This is a genomic window from Vreelandella neptunia (assembly GCF_000712975.1).
Lineage (GTDB): Bacteria > Pseudomonadota > Gammaproteobacteria > Pseudomonadales > Halomonadaceae > Vreelandella > Vreelandella qaidamensis.
Genome location: NZ_JHQL01000001.1, coordinates 15,703 through 32,674 on the forward strand (window position 1 = coordinate 15,703; position 16,972 = coordinate 32,674).

Genomic DNA, 16,972 nt, shown 5'->3' on the forward strand with positions numbered 1-16,972 from the left:
TCACGTGATGAAGAGACGTTAGCACGATGTGTCGTTTGGCACTATAAGGGGCCTCCTTAACACGAGCGCATGCGTTACACTGTGCGCCTCATGATGAAGGAGGACACTGCGTGACCTTGTTACGACTAGAACAGCTGCAACTTGCTTACGGCACCCAAGTACTGCTTAACCGCGCCGACCTGACGGTTGAAAAAGGCGAGCGGCTGGCGCTGGTCGGGCGCAACGGCACCGGTAAGTCAACGCTATTAAAATTAGTAGCGGGTGACATTCATGCTGATGACGGCACTATTTGGCGTGCGCCTGGCTTGAAGATCGGCGTATTGTCTCAGGAGCTGCCGGAATCCTCAGGTATGACGATTTTTGACATGGTTGCTCAGGGCCTACCGGAAGCGGGGGAGCTGCTTTCCGAATACCAGCATTTGATCAATGATCCCGACCCCGATATGAATCGCATGGCCAAGCTGCAAACGCGCATCGAGGCCATCGACGGCTGGTCTTTCCATCAGAGTATTGATGTTGTACTTACTCGCTTAGGTTTGCCCCCTGAAGCCGAAATGAGCGCGCTTTCCGGCGGCTGGCGCCGTCGTGTTGCATTGGCGCGAGCATTGGTGTCTGAACCTGACTTATTGCTTCTTGATGAGCCTACTAACCATCTTGACCTGGACACCATTGCTTGGTTGGAAGAGCAGCTGCTAGCCTTCAACGGCGCGGTATTACTAATTACCCACGATCGGGCCTTTTTATCTAAACTGGCCACCACGATCCTTGAGCTAGACCGCGGCAAGCTAGGCCGTTACCCCGGTAACTACGCCGAGTATCAAGAGCGTAAACAGCACGAGCTGGAAGTAGAAGCCCGTGAACATGCGCTTTTTGACAAAAAACTGGCCCAAGAAGAAGTTTGGATACGGCAAGGCGTTAAGGCGCGGCGTACCCGCAACGAAGGACGTGTGCGGGAACTTGAGCAGATGCGCGTAGAGCGCAGCCAGCGCCGTGAGCGCCAGGGGACTGCGAACCTCAATGTCGACAGCGGCGAGCGTACTGGCAAGCGAGTGGTCGAGCTAAAAGGTGTCACCCAGCGCTTTGGCAGTGATGTCATTCTGCGTGATGTGAACCTTGAAGTGATGCGTGGCGACCGCATCGGTTTCCTTGGCCGCAACGGTGCCGGTAAAACAACGCTGCTGAAAATTCTGCTAGGCGAGCTTGCCCCAACCGAAGGCAGTGTTCAGCTGGGTACTAATTTGAAGGTGGCTTACTTCGACCAGTTACGCGCTGGCCTGGAGCTTGAAAAAACCGTCTACGACAATGTCGCCCAGGGCAGTGACCGAGTAACCGTGGGTGGCAAAGATCGCCACGTGATGAGCTATCTTCAGGACTTTCTGTTCACCCCTGACCGCGTTCGACAGCCGGTAAAAGCACTTTCCGGCGGCGAATCTAACCGCCTGCTTTTAGCCAAGCTGTTTACCCAGCCTGCCAACGTACTGGTGCTGGATGAGCCGACCAACGACCTGGACATGGAAACCCTAGAGCTGCTTGAAGAGCTGCTGCTGGACTTTGATGGCACGCTGCTGCTGGTTTCCCATGACCGAACATTTATGGATAACGTCGTGACCAGCATGCTGGCCTTTGAAGGCGAAGGCTGTGTGCGTGAGTATGTGGGTGGCTATACGGACTGGATTCGTCAGGGGGGGAAGTTACCGCCTGCCCCGTGGGAAGGTGCTGCTCGCCAGAATACTGAGCCGACCAGCGTTGCGGTTGAAAAAACGCCAGAGAAGCCGGTTGCCGAGCCCGCCAAAAAAACCGTCAAGCTCTCTTACAAAGTGCAGCGGGAACTAGACGCGTTACCAGCTCAGATTGAACGCCTTGAGAATGAAGTAGAGGCGTTAGAGCAAGAAATTGGCGATCCAGCCTTCTATCAGCAAGAAGCCGAAGCGGTAAATGCCAAGCTGCAAGCGCTGGAGAAAGTACAGAAGACGCTTGAAGAAGCAATGGAGCGCTGGATGGAGTTAGAAGCAATGGCCAACGGTGAATAGCGACGGTCGCCAATGAATTAAGGCACCCCTTAGGGTGCCTTCTTCACGACTTATTCGTCGCTCTTTTCGCCTTTTTTGCCGACCCGAACAGCTAAAACGTCACACTGCGCGCCATGTAGTACGCCGGTAGAAGTAGAGCCAAGCAGCAGAGCAAAGCCGTGACGCCCATGGGAGCCAACCACGATGAGATCGACGTTATGCTCTTCTGCAAAGCGGTGAATTTCAGTGTCTGGCATACCGACCACAACGTGTTGGTCGGCAGGGGCGACGTGGGGTGCAGAAATTTCTGCTAGTCGTTTTTTAGCGTGGTCATCTAGCTGGTCTTGAATACTGGTAAGATCCATCGGAATATCGCCGCCGTAAGCGAAGCCCAAGGGTTCGAGAGTGTGCATGATAGAAATCTTGGCGTCGTTATTACGTTCAGCAATAGCGACTGCGCGCTCTAAGATTCTATGAGAGTCTTTGGTCAGATCAACGGCGACTAAGATGTGGTGATAGCTCATGGCTTATCTCCTTGGTGATAGTTAACAAAAAGCTTTGTTAGATGACCTCTACTTTAGGTTGCAAGCGCAATCTTAACAACGATCTGTGTCATGCTTTTTTAAGTTAAACCCGTTTTTATGGCTCATGAAGATGGCTGGTATTTACGCCCGGCACTTATACCGGCACTTATATACTGGTGCTCATAGTTCGTACTTACAGCCCGTGTGTACAAATCGTATTTAGAATCAGGAGAGCTGCCTAGATGGAATGGTTAATTATCATTTTTATTTTGATGTTTGTTATTGCGCCGGTGATGTGGTTGAAACCCAGCCCACAGCAAAAGCGCCAAATGGCGCTGCGGACTAGCGCCACGAAACAAGGGGTAACGATCAAGATGGAAAAGCCCCCGCTGCATCATTTTAGAGGAACGATGCCCGCCTATCGTTGGTATTTTTCCCAGCAGCAGCCAGGGCCTGATTTTGTGTTGGTGCGTGAGTCAAACGCAAGTGAAGCGCTGGAGCTTTATCATGCCGGGTGGCGTTGGCGTATTGCGCCATTACGGCCGCTGCCAGAAATGGCAAGCGTCTCTTTGAAAGCCCTGCTAGAGCGCCTTCCACAAGATGCGTTGGTGATTGAGTCAAACTCTACGGCGCTAACGCTTTGGTGGTGGGAGTCGCAAGCTGCCGAGCGCTTCTCTACTTATATAGAAGATTTTCAGGCACTAAAAGAAGCACTAGGTGGGTTATCAGACCGCCCTGCTGCAAGGCCGCTAAATGGGGCTGGCGAAACAGCAGGGCACTGAAACAGCAGGGCACTAAAGGAAATCTTATGCCGAGGGACCGTCTTGGTCTCTTGCTTGAATCGCCATGCCATTAGACTCTATTAGCGCTAGCCACTTATCTAACTGGTCTAAATCACTCTCGCTTAGCCCAGCCAGCATCTCTTTGCGCGCCGCTTGGACAACGCTATCAATTTGCTCAAGCAGCGGCATTGCAGCGGGCGTTAGGTAAAGCCGCTTGCTGCGGCGGTCATTATCACAGGCTCGTCGTTCGACTAGCCCTTGCGCTTCGAGTTGTCCCAGTGTTCGTACTAATGACGGCGCTTCTACGCCAATTGCCCTTGCTAAATCACACTGTGGGTTGCCTTCGCCTAATTTCCAAAGATGATAAAGCGTCACCCAGCGTGTCTGGGTTAGCCCTAACGGGGCAAGCCTTCGGTCAATAATAGAGCGCCACAGGTGGGGCAGGCGTGCAATGCGAAAACCAATTGTTGAAGGCATAATAAACAGCTACCGAAAAGTGTAAGTAGGCGAATTGTCATAAGCTGCGGCGCTGAATGCAAGGCGTTATGTTATTCATCCGTTGATGAATCGTTTTCAGAGCTGTTGTTTCCAGGTACAAAGCGGCGCAAATTTAGCGCGCTCAAGCCGCTTGGTTGGATCTTACTGTCCGCTATCGTGGCTTTTTCCAAATCTTCCGAAACAGTAAAGCGGATCAGCCCCAGCCGTTGTCCGCTATCCGTCATAATATCGATACGCCACTCTCCCGACGGAGATTCAGGGAAATTTTGCTTATGGCTCCACGCACGGTATCCCTGTTCTCGTCCTCCGTTGATAGCAAGCTCTACTTCATCTAACAATTCACCGTTGTGGTGCCATACATGATGAATCGTCTCGCTTAATCCACGGGGTGCTCTAATAGCGGTGTAAACGTAAAGACCTTTAGAGCGAATCGCGTCTGGCGTAAGCGCCATGGACCCTTGCGGTTCACGGCTCTGAATATCTAGAGCTGGAGAGAGTGCACTATTTGTCATCCATAGACTGGCGGGAGGCACCCAAATTTTGCCAAGCCATGCCGCATAGGCCAATACGATAGTGAGCCCAAAGAAACCGCACCAGCGCGCTAGCGAACGCTTTTTTAATAGATGCCAAAAACTAGGCAGTGCGATAAATACGGTAATCAACAGCGCAAGGATTAAGCTTTGGCCCGTTGTCAGTTGCAGCATAATAGGCAGAATGACCAGCACCACTAAAAAGACACACTGAGCATGAAAAATGAAGTAGAGACTTCGCCAGCGCCCAGCGAGCTTATAGTAGAGCGGATCTATGATGGACAGTATTGCCATTGCGATCACTAACAATGCAAAGAGTGTCTGCCCGCTATTCCACACGGTAGTAACCAGAATGAACGGTAACGTAAAGAACAGGGTTTCCTGGTGAATCATTTGGGCGATAAAAGTGGTGACCCCGCGGGGCAAGGTGGGGTGGCCACGTTTAGCAAGCCAGCGCCCCATAAGGCTCTCAGTGAGCAATAGCAGCCAGGCAAAAAGTAGCCCTAACGCCAATGCGGCACCCAACCACTGTTGGCGATCCACTAGAAAAAAACTACCCAGCCCTGCGCCAAAAGCGATAGGTGGCCACAGCCAGCTCCAGGGTTTTAGACGTTCGACGGCACTCTCAACCCGTACTTGTAGGGCCGAGATACGAGCGGGAGTAAAGAAACTACCCATAACGATGTTGGCTCATAAATGAAAACTGCATGATGGTTGGATTTATCGGCAAAGTCGATGTGTGCCCACTATGCCGTAAAAATACGCAAGAAATGTGAGAGCAGTTAGGCGGTTCCTAGTTTCATCGTGTACGTTCATTTATGAGATAAGCGTATTAGCCAAAAGTCAGGGCTTGACGTTCTGCTGTATCTCAACCAAGCTTAAGCGATCAAACGACCGTATGAATGCGTGGCGGGCCCGATTCAAGGCGCCAGCCCGAACTTGTGGAGAGAGCGCGGATGATCTATCAAGGCAATGCCATCACGGTGGAGCGTCGTGACACCCAAGGTGGCAATGACATCGCTAAGCTCACTTTCGATCTGAAAGATGAGTCCGTTAATAAGCTATCCAGCGCCGTTGTGGCAGAGCTAGGTGAAGCAGTAAAAGCGCTTCAAGCGGAAAGCGGCCTGCAGGGCCTGATAATTAGCAGCGGTAAAGATGCGTTTATTGTCGGCGCTGATATTACTGAATTTCACAGCCTTTTTGACAAAGGTGAAGAGTATCTCGTCGAGATGAACCTTAAGGTTCACGACATTTTCAATGCGATTGAAGATCTGCCTTTTCCAACCGTGACGGCTATTAATGGCTTAGCACTTGGTGGCGGCTGCGAAGTACTGCTGACCACTGATTTCCGAGTAATGAGTGAAAAAGCCAAAATTGGCTTGCCGGAAACCAAGCTGGGCATTTTGCCAGGTTGGGGCGGCTGTGTACGTTTACCCCGCTTAATTGGTGCTGATAATGCCGTTGAGTGGATTGCGGGCGGCACTGAAAACCGTGCTAACGCTGCACTAAAAGTCGGCGCTGTTGATGCAGTGGTAAGCCACGAGCATCTTGAAGAAGCCGCGTTGGACATGTTGGATCGTGCCAATGCCGGTGAGCTGGATTACCAAGCACGCCGCGAAGAGAAGAAAACACCCCTTAAGCTGAACGCTATTGAACAGATGATGGCCTTTGAAACGGCCAAAGGGTTCGTCGCTGGCAAGGCTGGCCCTCACTACCCGGCGCCGGTTGAAGCCATCAAAGTGATTCAAAAAGGCGCTGGCGAAACTCGTGACCGTGCCCAGGCGATTGAAGCAAAAGCATTCGCGAAGCTAGCGCTCAGCAGCGTTGCCTTTAATTTGGTTGGCCTGTTCCTTAACGACCAAGTCGTGAAGAAAAAAGGTAGCAAGTACGAGAAGCAGTCGCAGCCAGTTAAGCAAACCGCCGTGCTAGGCGCAGGCATTATGGGCGGTGGTATCGCCTATCAGAGCGCCAGCAAAGGCACGCCCATCGTAATGAAGGATATTAACGACGAGGCTATCGAGCTAGGCCTGAAGGAAGCGCGTAAGCTATTTGCTAAGCAGGTAGAGCGTAAAAAGCTGACCACCGAGCAGATGGCCGAAAAACTGACCAACATTCGACCTACGCTTTCCTACGGTGATTTCGGCAATGTTGACCTAGTGGTTGAGGCAGTCGTTGAAAATCCAAAGGTTAAAGACGCTGTACTGACCGAAGTGGAAGGCATGGTGAGCGAAAACACCATCCTTACCTCTAACACCTCAACGATTTCTATCAATCGTCTGGCTAAGAATCTTAAACGTCCTGAAAACTTCTGCGGTATGCACTTTTTCAACCCTGTGCACCGTATGCCGCTGGTGGAAGTTATTCGTGGCGAGAAGACCTCAGATGCAGCGGTAGCCGCAACGGTCGCCTACGCACGTGCAATGGGCAAAACTCCGATCGTTGTGAACGACTGCCCCGGCTTTTTGGTTAACCGCGTACTGTTCCCATATTTCGGTGGCTTTAGCTTCCTAGTAGAGCAGGGCGCTGATTTCCAACGCGTTGACAAAGTGATGGAAAAATTTGGCTGGCCCATGGGGCCTGCTTACCTGCTGGACGTAGTGGGTCTAGATACCGCAGTACACGCTAACGAAGTGATGGCGGAAGGCTTCCCGGATCGCATGGCGCGTGACGGCAAAACCGCTATTCAGGTGATGTACGACAATAAGCGCCTGGGCCAGAAGAACGATAAAGGCTTCTATGCCTATGAAGAAGATAAGAAAGGCAAGCCTAAGAAAGTGACCGACGAGCAAGCCTATGCACTGGTAAAAGACGTCGTCAAAGAGCAAAAAGAGTTCTCTGATGAAGACATTATTGCGCGCATGATGGTACCGCTTTGTCTGGAAACGGTGCGTTGCCTTGAAGATGGCATCGTGGAAACCCCTGCTGAAGCTGATATGGCGCTGATCTACGGCATTGGTTTCCCTCCCTTCCGCGGTGGCGCGCTGCGCTACATTGACGCGATGGGCGTTGCCGAGTTCGTGAAGCTAGCCGAAAACCTTGCCAATGAGTTAGGCCCGCTTTACGCGCCCACTGAGAAACTGCGTCAGATGGCTCAAAATAATGAGCAATTTTATTCTGGCACTCAGGCCTAACCACCACGCATAGGAGATAGAAGATGAGTTTGAACCCAAGAGATATCGTGGTGGTTGACGGTGTACGTACCGCCATGGCGAAAGCTAAAAATGGTGCGTTCCGCAACGTGCGTGCTGAAAACTTATCAGCAGCCGTCATGCAGGCGCTGTTTGATCGTAACGCCAATCTAGACCCATCCGAAGTGGACGATGTGATCTGGGGTTGCGTTAACCAGACCCTTGAGCAGTCCATGAACATCGCGCGTAATGCGGCGATTATGACTGGTATTCCCCGCTCGGTGCCTGCGCAAACGGTTAACCGTTTGTGCGGATCTTCGATGACCGCGCTACACATTGCGGCGGCTAACATTAAAGCGGGCATGGGCGATTTTTACGTGATTGGTGGGGTAGAGCACATGGAGCACGTGCCCATGGCTCACGGTGTTGACGTTAACCCCGCTGCCAGTAAGTACGCCGCGAAAGCCGCTATGATGATGGGACTAACCGCTGAGCTGCTGGGTAAAATGCACGGTATTTCCCGTGAAGATCAGGATAAGTTTGGCGTGCGTTCCCACCAGCGTGCCCAGGCCGCCATGGAAAAGGGCTATTTCGATAACGAAATTATCGGTGTCGAAGGTCACGATCAGCGCGGCTTTAAAGTGCTATTCAAGCATGATGAAGTCATCCGTCCTGAGGCGAGTCTTGAATCAATGGCCAGTCTTAAGCCGGTGTTTGATCCGCGTAACGGTACCGTTACTGCTGGCACGTCATCTGCATTGTCGGTCGGTGCGTCAGCCATGGCCGTGATGAGCTACGAGCGCGCTCAAGCGTTAGGGCTTGAGCCAATTGCGAAAGTGCTTTCCACCGGTGTGGCAGGTTGTGATGCCTCTATTATGGGTTACGGCCCGGTGCCTGCGTCTAAAAAGGCACTGAAAGCCGCTGGCTTATCGGCTGCAGATATTCAAACAGTCGAGCTTAACGAAGCGTTCGCAGCCCAAGGTTTGCCCGTATTGAAAGATCTTGGCTTCTTAGATGCTATGGATGAAAAGGTAAACTTACACGGTGGTGCTATTGCACTTGGCCACCCGCTGGGCTGTTCGGGATCGCGCATCTGTACGACACTGCTTAACGTCATGCAACAGCGTGATACCACCCTTGGTCTTGCAACGATGTGTATCGGTATGGGGCAAGGGGTAGCGACGGTATTTGAACGCCTTAAATAAGCACGCTATATAGTTAAATCGCAAAGTACTCGCTTTTAAAACGGCACCCACACGGTGCCGTTTTTACGTTTAAATTGTTATTAAAAACAGACATTAAAAACAAGCATTAAAATAGGCCATTATCCAGCCCCGCTGCCATGTAAAGGCCCAGCTCTTCTACTTGGTCGATAAATGCATCCTGCCACTCGCCGCGCAGCGTTAGAGGGTCTTGCACCCAACGCCAGCGTAGCCCTGTCACAATGCTTTCAACCGCTCGCCTTGTGCCAGTGCCATCGATACCCGCACGAATATAAAGTGCGCATGGAAGTCCTTGTTTTTCTTCTAGGATGGGATAGTAGCTACGATCAAAGAAATCCTTGAGTGCGCCGCTCATATAGCCCAGGTTTTCCGTTGTGCCGAGTAAAATGCCATCGCAGGCGCGAATATCTTCTGGTCCAGCCTCAAACGGCGTTTTTACTGTGCAAGTAACCTGTTCTATGGTGTCTTGGCTAGCACCTCGTTTTGCGGCTTCGCTCAAGACACGGGTATTTAGTGAGGGTGCATGGGCAACGATTAATAGATGTTTCATGATAGCGCCCCGTTAAATGATAATTTGCATGGCTAGTGCAACGTGTTCCACGGCTAAGTATGACCACGATGAGAGCCTATATGTCTGATAATGCCTCAATCAATGTTTTCTACGATGCTGTTTGCCCTATTTGCAGGAAGGATCGTCGTCTTTTTGAGCGCTGGGCTGGCAAGCATGGCAACGGGATTAACTGGTGTGATGTCACTGAGCACCAACGGCAGTTGCGTGAAAAAGGGGTGACACCAAACGCTGCTTTACGTTCGCTGCATATCGAAAAAGCTGATGGCACTCTTATTGAAGGTATCGATGCCTACCGCTTGCTGATGATGCGTATTCCACTGCTTGTGCCAATTGCATGGCTTATTGGCCTGCCGGGAATCAAAAAAGCCTTACGCTGGTATTATGATTGCTGGGTAAAAAAGCGCCTAAAGCGGGAAGGGCGTTGGTCTGAATAAGTATGGATATTGATATAGGGAATTTATCATGAAGCAGTGTCCTCTATGGTTAGTGCCAGCATACGCAATGTTGGCTATGTTAGCGGGGTGCGCTGGTCAGTCAGCTTCCCCTCAAACACCTGATGCCATCGCTCAGGAAGTGTCACCTGCCGTGGCTCAGGTATCTCCAGTAGCAGCACAACCCGGCTACGTAGCTAACCGCCAAGTAACCGACTGGGTGCCGCCGTTGTTAACGAGCCCTGAAGAGAAAGCGGCCTACTATGTTAGCCGATTGGCAGACAGGCGGTTTGTCTCGCAGTATGGCGGCCAAGATAATCCTCGAACTTGGTATATCGCGGCAGAACGGTTAGGAGAAATCGGCTTGCCTGCTGTACCTTTGCTGTTTGCGCGCCTTGATACTACTGATGACTATGAGTTGATGTTAGCTCTATATGCGCTTCATCTTGCCACCCAAGATCCGCTATTAATGGCGAGAACTCGAGGTGACTATATACAGTTGCCCTCCGTGTTAGATTCGGCGGCGAATGCTAACAATGTACGCATTGCCCGTGAGTGGTGGCAGCGGCATTCAGCTAAGCTGAATTAATGTTGACATCTTTGTGCTGTTCAACAAGGCTAAAAATGCTCTTTTGTTTTATCCATTTAGGAGAACAGCATGGCATTTGCACTATCCTCTCTGCAGGTGACTAGCAGCGCATTTCTCAACCATCAGCCTATTCCTTCTAAGCATACGGGTGAGGGCGATGATGTATCGCCTGCCTTATCTTGGGACGGTGTGCCCGAAGGCACTAAAGGGGTTGCAGTGATTTGTCACGACCCTGATGCCCCGTTGGTAAAAGACGGTACTTACGGGTTTGTTCATTGGGTTCTCTATAATCTCCCTGGTGACATTCATGATTTAGCAGAAAACACACCGGTAGGGACGCCAGGTATGAATGACCAAGGAAGCCATGGCTATTGTGGCCCAATGCCACCAGAAGGGCATGGCAGCCATCTTTACTACTTTTGGGTGTTGGCGTTGGATCATCAAACCTCTCTACCAGAAGGATTAACGCTTAAAGAGTTGCTTAATGAAATTGAACCCCACCTGTTGGGTATGAACCGATTGGTTGGTACCTATCAGCGCGGCTGATACACCCTCCTGGACATTTTGCAAAACCCGTGTAGGCTCCATCGCTTTCTAAGTCCTGCGTATTAGACTGAAGTAATGGAGCCTACGATGAGTGAACTACCCAACTGTCCTGCTTGTGCCTCTGAATTTACCTATGACGATGGTATCCAGTATGTTTGCCCAGAATGTGGCAACGAATGGTCAAAGGACGCTAATGAGGGCGCTGAAGAAGCCGAGTCAAGTATCCGTGATGCTAATGGGAATAGTCTGGCTGATGGTGACACCGTCACTGTCATCAAAGATCTTAAGGTCAAAGGCAGCTCATTAGTGGTCAAGGTAGGCACCAAAGTTAAAAATATTCGGTTAGTCGGTGGTGATCACGATATTGATTGTAAGATTGACGGCATTGGGCCCATGAAGCTTAAGTCCGAGTTCGTCAAAAAAGCCTAGCACTTGAAGCCTAGTATCCTTAAGAAAGCGCTCTGTCATACTATCTAGAAAAGCCTACGACTCCTTCGTAGGCTTTTTGCATTTAAGAAGATTGATAGTTTTCTTAAATGATAATGATTGTTGTTTTTGATGCTAACAGTGGCGAACGTGCTTTTATTTTGCACAAATTGATAAGGATTTTGCAGAAGGGCTTCACATGAAACTTATACAGGACTAAAATGGTCCCCAATTAACAGATAAGTCCACTGTGACGGTCAACGGGAGTCAACATGCTCAAGCTTTCTCGGCTGACAGACTATGCCGCTGTCGTGATGGCACAAATTGCTCGCCATCCTCAGGCGTCGCATGCGGCGGCTGATTTAGCAGAAGCCGTGCAGCTGCCTCATCCTACTGTCAGTAAAACACTCAAAATGTTAGTAAAAGCTGGGCTTCTGGAGTCACAGCGTGGTGTTCAAGGCGGTTACCGTTTGGCGAGGCCCGCGTCACATATTACTGCTGCCGATATCATCGCGGCCATTGAAGGGCCGGTGGCGATGACAGAATGTAGTCAAGTCGAAGGCGAATGCGACCTAGCTGCTACCTGCGGTGTGGCTGATAACTGGCAGCGAGTATCGCTAGCGATACGTACGCTGCTAGAAAGCGTGACGCTGGCACACTTAGCCGACACAACGCCAATCAAGCTGCCCGTACAATTACCGATTCAAAGTATTAGCTTGGCATCTGCTTAAACAGGCTAGGCAATATTATCTCTATTGACGGCGAGCTGACCTCGCCACCCAACTGCCCGGAGGGTATCACCATGGCAAGCGAAGAAATGGAACAGTTGGTTCGTCGCGAATATAAAGATGGTTTTATAACCGATATTGAAAGCGACACCTTGCCACCTGGCCTTGATGAAAACACCATCGCCTTTATTTCCAATAAGAAAGGCGAGCCGGAATGGATGCTGGAGTGGCGCTTAGATGCGTACCGTCAGTGGCTAAAAATGAAAGAGCCCTCTTGGGCGCATCTTGACTATCCGCCGATTGATTACCAATCAATTTCTTATTTCAGTGCACCTAAGCGCCCAGAAGATCGGCCGCAAAGCTTGGATGAAGTTGATCCCAAGCTGCTAGAAACTTACGAAAAGCTTGGTATTCCTCTGCATGAGCGTGCAGCGCTTGCAGGTGTAGCGGTAGACGCGGTATTTGACTCAGTCTCTGTGGCAACCACGTTCAAAAAGCAGTTAGGTGAAGCAGGCGTTATTTTCTGCTCAATTTCTGAAGCGATTCGCGATTATCCTGATCTTATCAAGCAGTACCTTGGTACGGTCGTTCCTGTTGCTGATAACTACTTTGCTGCATTGAACTCGGCTGTATTTACCGATGGCTCATTTGTATTTGTTCCTGAAGGCGTTACCTGTCCAATGGAGCTATCGACTTATTTCCGTATTAATGCGGCTAATACTGGCCAGTTCGAGCGCACCCTGATTATCTGCGAGAGCCGTGCTCAGGTATCTTACCTGGAGGGCTGTACGGCGCCAATGCGTGATGAAAACCAGCTTCACGCGGCCGTCGTCGAGCTCGTTGCCTTGGATGATGCCTATATTAAGTATTCCACCGTTCAGAACTGGTATCCCGGTGATGAAAACGGCAAGGGCGGTATTTACAACTTTGTTACCAAGCGTGGCGACTGTCGCGGTGAGCGTTCACGGATTAGCTGGACACAGGTAGAGACCGGTTCAGCGATTACCTGGAAGTATCCTTCCTGTATCTTGCGTGGCAAAGACAGTATCGGTGAATTCTATTCTGTGGCGGTGACTAACGGCCGTCAGCAGGCCGATACTGGCACCAAGATGATTCACATTGGTGAAGGCACCCGTTCCTATATTGTTGCCAAAGGTATTTCCGCGGGCAAAAGCGATCAGTCCTACCGTGGCTTGGTTAAAATTGGCCCCCGTGCCAAAGGAGCGCGTAATTTCACTCAGTGCGACTCCTTGCTGATTGGCGATAAGTGTGGTGCCCACACGTTCCCCTATCAGGAAATTGGTAACAGCACCGCTACGATTGAGCACGAAGCCACCACATCCAAGATTGGTGAAGATCAGCTTTTCTACTGCCAAAGCCGCGGAATTTCAGAAGAAGATGCAGTCAGCATGATTGTGAATGGCTTCTGTAAAGATGTTTTCCAAGAGCTGCCTATGGAGTTCGCTGTTGAAGCCGAAGCGCTTCTGAATGTGACCCTTGAAGGCGCGGTGGGTTAATTACTTCGCACCCGACTTATTTTACGGGGGGCGCGATAGCGTCCCTCAAGAATTTAAAAGGTTATAATTATGTTGCAAGTTAATGATTTACACGTCACCGTCGATGGCAAAGAAATCTTAAAAGGCCTCACGCTCACCATCAATGCGGGCGAAGTGCACGCCATTATGGGTCCAAACGGCGCGGGTAAATCTACCTTGTCTGCCGTTATCGCCGGTAAAGATGGTTATGAAGTGACCCAAGGTAGCGTTACCTTTGAAGGCCAGGATGTACTGGAGATGGAAATTGAAGAGCGCGCCCAAGCGGGTCTGCTGCTTGGCTTCCAGTACCCAGTGGAAATTCCAGGGGTAAAAAACATCTATCTGCTTAAGTCAGCGCTTAACGCTCAGCGCGTCGCGCGTGGTGAAGGAGAGATGCCAGCACCTGAATTTATGAAGCTAGTAAAAGAGAAGCTGGGCTTTATGAAGATGGATGCCAGCTTCCTGCAGCGTGCTGTCAATGAAGGTTTCTCTGGTGGTGAGAAAAAGCGCAACGAAATTCTTCAGATGCTAGTGCTCCAACCAAAACTTGCCATGCTCGATGAAATTGATTCGGGACTCGATATTGATGCAATGAAAGTTGTTGCCGACGGCGTCAACAGCCTGCGCGCTGAAGAGCGAGCTATTTTGTTGGTCACGCACTACCAGCGCCTGCTCGACTACATCGTCCCGGATAAAGTGCACGTCCTCGTTGACGGTCGCATTGTCAAAACCGGTGATGCTGAGCTTGCCAAAGAGCTGGAAGCCAACGGCTACGAAGGTATTGAGGAGTCTGTGGCATGAGCGATACGCAAACGTTTTTGGACACGCTGAACGCGCGTAGCCAACAGCGCGGTGCGGAGCCCACCTGGATTGCGGCTCGCCGCCAAGCGGGCGCTGCCCGCTTTGAAGCCATGGGGTTTCCTACCCGCCGCGATGAAGAGTGGAAATACACTGATATACGCGCGATTGCCCAGGGCAACTTTGCGCTGGCTGAAAATGCCGATTTTTCTCAGGCGCAAGCGGCCGCACTTACGCTGCCATTGGACGCTTATCGCTTAACCTTCGTAGATGGCGTCTTCTCTGCGGCATTGTCGGATCTAGAAGCACTGCCAAGTAGCGTTCAGGTCTTGCCGCTTTCCAAAGCACTGGCTGATAACCACGAAGCGGTGGGTGGGCCCCTGGGTCGCTTGACCGGCGTGGATTTCTCCCCTTTTGCAGCGCTGAATACAGCGTTTACGGAAGAGGGTGCCGTAGTGCGTATCGCACCGGGTACCGTAGTAGAAAAACCCATCCTACTGCAGTTTCTATCCCGTGCGGGAACGCCTGTGATGTGTCATCCGCGCATTTTAGTAGAAGCAGCAGGGCGTAGCGAAGCGACGTTGATTGAACACTATATCGGTGAGGCCGATGCGGCCAACTTCACCAACGTGGTCGCCGAGTTAATGCTTGATCGTGGAGCAATACTGAACCACTACAAACTGCAAGAAGCGCCCCTAGGCGACCTGCATGTTGCCAGTATTCATGTGGAGCAGAGCCGCGATAGCCGCTACAGCTCCTTTAACCTGAATCTGGGTGGCGCGTTGGTGCGCAACGATCTAATTAGTGATTTGAATGGCCAGGGTGCAGAAACCAACTTCTATGGCTTGTTTTTCGGCCAAGGTCGTCAGCATGTGGATAACCACACCAAGGTTAATCATAATGCGCCGCTGACGTTCTCGAATGAGAACTACAAAGGCATTCTGGATGACCGTGCCCACGGCGTTTTTAACGGTAAAGTGTACGTTAAACGCGATAGTCAGAAGATTGAAGGTTTCCAAAGCAACCAAAACTTATTGCTTTCTGATCGCGCGCAGATTGATGCTAAGCCTGAGCTTGAAATCTATGCAGATGATGTCAAGTGTTCACATGGCACCACCACAGGTCAGCTGGACGAAGATGCGATTTATGCGCTGCGTACCCGCGGAATTGATAAAGCGACCGCTCGTGGACTGTTGACACTCGCGTTCGCAGGTGAAGTGCTTGAGCAAGTAGCGCTTGATGTGATTGCTGAGCGGGTAGAGCTAGCGGTGGCAGGCAAGCTGCCGGAGCGTTTCAATTTAGCGGGGTTGGTTGAAGCGGCGGCTGCATTCAACGACTAAAACGCACTCAACGACCAGCCAAGGAGTCACCGATGCCCCATAGCGTGATTGAGAAACCTACTGAGCTTGTAAACGCGGCGTTTAACGTCGCGACGCTGCGCAACGACTTTCCGATACTAAAACGGGAAGTGCACGGTAAGCCGCTGGTATATCTCGATAATGCCGCGACAAGCCAGACGCCCCAGCAGGTTATTGACGTATTTAGCGACTACTATTCGCGCTATAACGCTAATATCCATCGCGGTTTGCACACCTTGTCGGATGAGGCGACAGCAGCATTTGAAGCCACACGGCACCGTGTTAAAGCGTTTCTCAATGCGGAAGATGCTCGCCAGATCATCTTTACGAGGGGCACGACTGAAGCAATTAATTTGGTAGCTCAAAGCTGGGGCCGCACCCAGCTTGCTGCTGGCGATGAAGTGCTCATTTCAATGTTGGAGCATCATTCCAATATTGTGCCTTGGCAGCTATTGGCCGCTGAAATCGGTTTTACCATCAAAGTGATTCCCGTTGAGGCCAACGGTGCGTTAGATTTAGCAGCGTACCGTGCGTTGCTTAATGAGCGCACCAAACTGGTGGCGGTTAACCATGTTTCTAATGCGTTGGGTACTATTAACCCAGTCAAAGAGATGGCGGCCCTTGCCCGCCAGCAGGGTGCGTTAATTTTGGTCGATGGCGCTCAGGCAACGCCGCATCAAATGGTCGATGTGCAGGATATTGACGCTGACTTTTATGCGTTTTCTGGGCATAAGGTGTATGGCCCCACCGGCGTGGGTGTGCTGTACGGTAAGAAAGCCTTATTAGAAGCGATGCCGCCTTGGCAGGGCGGTGGTGAGATGATTAAAACGGTCTCTTTTGACGTTGCTACCACTTTCGCAGAAATTCCTCATAAGTTTGAAGCAGGCACGCCAGCGATCGCAGAAGTCATCGCCCTTGGTAGCGCTTTAGATTGGATGGATAGCGTTGGTGTCGATGCTATTGGCGCCTGGGAAGCTGTCTTGCTGAACCATGCGACTGAAGAGGTAAGTCGAATTGACGGCTTACGAATTCTAGGTACTGCGCCTAATAAAGCAGGCGTGCTCTCATTTGTGGTTGATGGGGCGCACTCTCAAGATATCGGTTTGTTGATTGACCAGTTAGGTGTGGCTATTCGCACGGGGCATCACTGCGCACAGCCGTTACTCCATCATTTCGGTGTGGATGCTACGTGCCGTGCCTCTTTTGCCGCTTACAACACCTTAGAAGAGGTGGATATCTTTGTCGCCGCGCTTAATCGTGTGATTGGTATGGTACGTTAAAGGCCGTCATTTAAGG

The 16,972-nt window shown here is 51.0% G+C and carries 17 protein-coding genes; 13 read left to right on the forward strand and 4 right to left on the reverse strand.

The genetic code is table 11. The features are described 5' to 3' along the window. Positions 1–110: 110 nt before the first annotated feature. Positions 111–2,030, forward strand: coding sequence for an ATP-binding cassette domain-containing protein (locus CR46_RS0100080; protein ID WP_030068859.1), 1,920 nt, complete (start codon positions 111–113; stop codon positions 2,028–2,030). 50 nt (positions 2,031–2,080) lie between these two features. Here CR46_RS0100080 and CR46_RS0100085 read toward each other — a convergent pair whose 3' ends face one another. Next, on the reverse strand, positions 2,081–2,533 hold the full coding sequence (locus CR46_RS0100085; protein WP_030068860.1) for a universal stress protein: 453 nt from the start codon (positions 2,531–2,533) through the stop codon (positions 2,081–2,083). Between the two features lie 242 nt (positions 2,534–2,775). On the opposite strand from CR46_RS0100085, the gene CR46_RS0100090 reads away from it, so the two are divergent. After that, on the forward strand, positions 2,776–3,315 hold the full coding sequence (locus CR46_RS0100090; protein ID WP_030068863.1) for a hypothetical protein: 540 nt from the start codon (positions 2,776–2,778) through the stop codon (positions 3,313–3,315). A gap of 24 nt (positions 3,316–3,339) precedes the next feature. On the opposite strand, the gene slyA is transcribed toward CR46_RS0100090, so the two are convergent. Both slyA and CR46_RS0100100 read right to left on the reverse strand, forming a co-directional pair. After that, a complete protein-coding gene (gene slyA / locus CR46_RS0100095) occupies positions 3,340–3,792 on the reverse strand; it encodes a transcriptional regulator SlyA (protein ID WP_030068865.1) in 453 nt (150 codons plus the stop codon). Positions 3,793–3,863: 71 nt separating this feature from the next. Then, positions 3,864–5,021 carry a DUF5924 family protein gene (locus CR46_RS0100100; protein WP_030068868.1) on the reverse strand — a complete coding sequence of 386 codons (1,158 nt, stop codon included), beginning with the start codon at positions 5,019–5,021 and terminating at the stop codon, positions 3,864–3,866. 278 nt (positions 5,022–5,299) lie between these two features. Between CR46_RS0100100 and fadB the strand changes: the two genes are divergently transcribed. Both fadB and fadA read left to right on the forward strand, forming a co-directional pair. Further along, positions 5,300–7,474 (forward strand): fatty acid oxidation complex subunit alpha FadB, encoded by a 2,175-nt coding sequence (gene fadB / locus CR46_RS0100105; protein ID WP_030068870.1) that lies wholly within the window; start codon positions 5,300–5,302, stop codon positions 7,472–7,474. 23 nt (positions 7,475–7,497) lie between these two features. Further along, the gene (fadA, locus tag CR46_RS0100110) at positions 7,498–8,676 is read left to right on the forward strand and encodes an acetyl-CoA C-acyltransferase FadA (RefSeq protein ID WP_030068872.1); all 1,179 of its coding nucleotides are present in this window, start codon (positions 7,498–7,500) and stop codon (positions 8,674–8,676) included. 106 nt (positions 8,677–8,782) lie between these two features. On the opposite strand, the gene CR46_RS0100115 is transcribed toward fadA, so the two are convergent. Then, positions 8,783–9,244 carry a flavodoxin family protein gene (locus tag CR46_RS0100115; RefSeq protein ID WP_030068875.1) on the reverse strand — a complete coding sequence of 154 codons (462 nt, stop codon included), beginning with the start codon at positions 9,242–9,244 and terminating at the stop codon, positions 8,783–8,785. A gap of 80 nt (positions 9,245–9,324) precedes the next feature. Here CR46_RS0100115 and CR46_RS0100120 point away from each other — a divergent pair, with 80 nt between their 5' ends. From CR46_RS0100120 to CR46_RS0100160, 9 genes are all read left to right on the forward strand, one after another. Further along, complete coding sequence (locus CR46_RS0100120) at positions 9,325–9,699, forward strand: thiol-disulfide oxidoreductase DCC family protein (protein WP_030068877.1); 375 nt, start codon at positions 9,325–9,327, stop codon at positions 9,697–9,699. Between the two features lie 28 nt (positions 9,700–9,727). After that, positions 9,728–10,285 (forward strand): hypothetical protein, encoded by a 558-nt coding sequence (locus CR46_RS0100125; RefSeq protein ID WP_030068879.1) that lies wholly within the window; start codon positions 9,728–9,730, stop codon positions 10,283–10,285. A 69-nt stretch (positions 10,286–10,354) separates the two neighbouring features. Then, the gene (locus CR46_RS0100130) at positions 10,355–10,831 is read left to right on the forward strand and encodes a YbhB/YbcL family Raf kinase inhibitor-like protein (RefSeq protein ID WP_030068882.1); all 477 of its coding nucleotides are present in this window, start codon (positions 10,355–10,357) and stop codon (positions 10,829–10,831) included. 87 nt (positions 10,832–10,918) lie between these two features. Further along, positions 10,919–11,260, forward strand: coding sequence for a zinc ribbon domain-containing protein YjdM (locus tag CR46_RS0100135; protein WP_030068884.1), 342 nt, complete (start codon positions 10,919–10,921; stop codon positions 11,258–11,260). A 269-nt stretch (positions 11,261–11,529) separates the two neighbouring features. Then, on the forward strand, positions 11,530–11,988 hold the full coding sequence (locus CR46_RS0100140; RefSeq protein ID WP_030068886.1) for an SUF system Fe-S cluster assembly regulator: 459 nt from the start codon (positions 11,530–11,532) through the stop codon (positions 11,986–11,988). A 71-nt stretch (positions 11,989–12,059) separates the two neighbouring features. Then, positions 12,060–13,502 carry a Fe-S cluster assembly protein SufB gene (sufB, locus tag CR46_RS0100145; protein ID WP_030068888.1) on the forward strand — a complete coding sequence of 481 codons (1,443 nt, stop codon included), beginning with the start codon at positions 12,060–12,062 and terminating at the stop codon, positions 13,500–13,502. 69 nt (positions 13,503–13,571) lie between these two features. Beyond that, on the forward strand, positions 13,572–14,321 hold the full coding sequence (sufC, locus tag CR46_RS0100150; protein ID WP_030068890.1) for a Fe-S cluster assembly ATPase SufC: 750 nt from the start codon (positions 13,572–13,574) through the stop codon (positions 14,319–14,321). After that, positions 14,318–15,658, forward strand: a complete 1,341-nt coding sequence (gene sufD / locus CR46_RS0100155) for a Fe-S cluster assembly protein SufD (protein WP_030068892.1) — start codon at positions 14,318–14,320, stop codon at positions 15,656–15,658. The genes sufC and sufD overlap by 4 nt, the downstream gene beginning before the upstream one ends. Before the next feature lie 32 nt (positions 15,659–15,690). Then, positions 15,691–16,956, forward strand: coding sequence for a cysteine desulfurase (locus CR46_RS0100160; protein WP_030068894.1), 1,266 nt, complete (start codon positions 15,691–15,693; stop codon positions 16,954–16,956). Positions 16,957–16,972 lie beyond the last annotated feature (16 nt).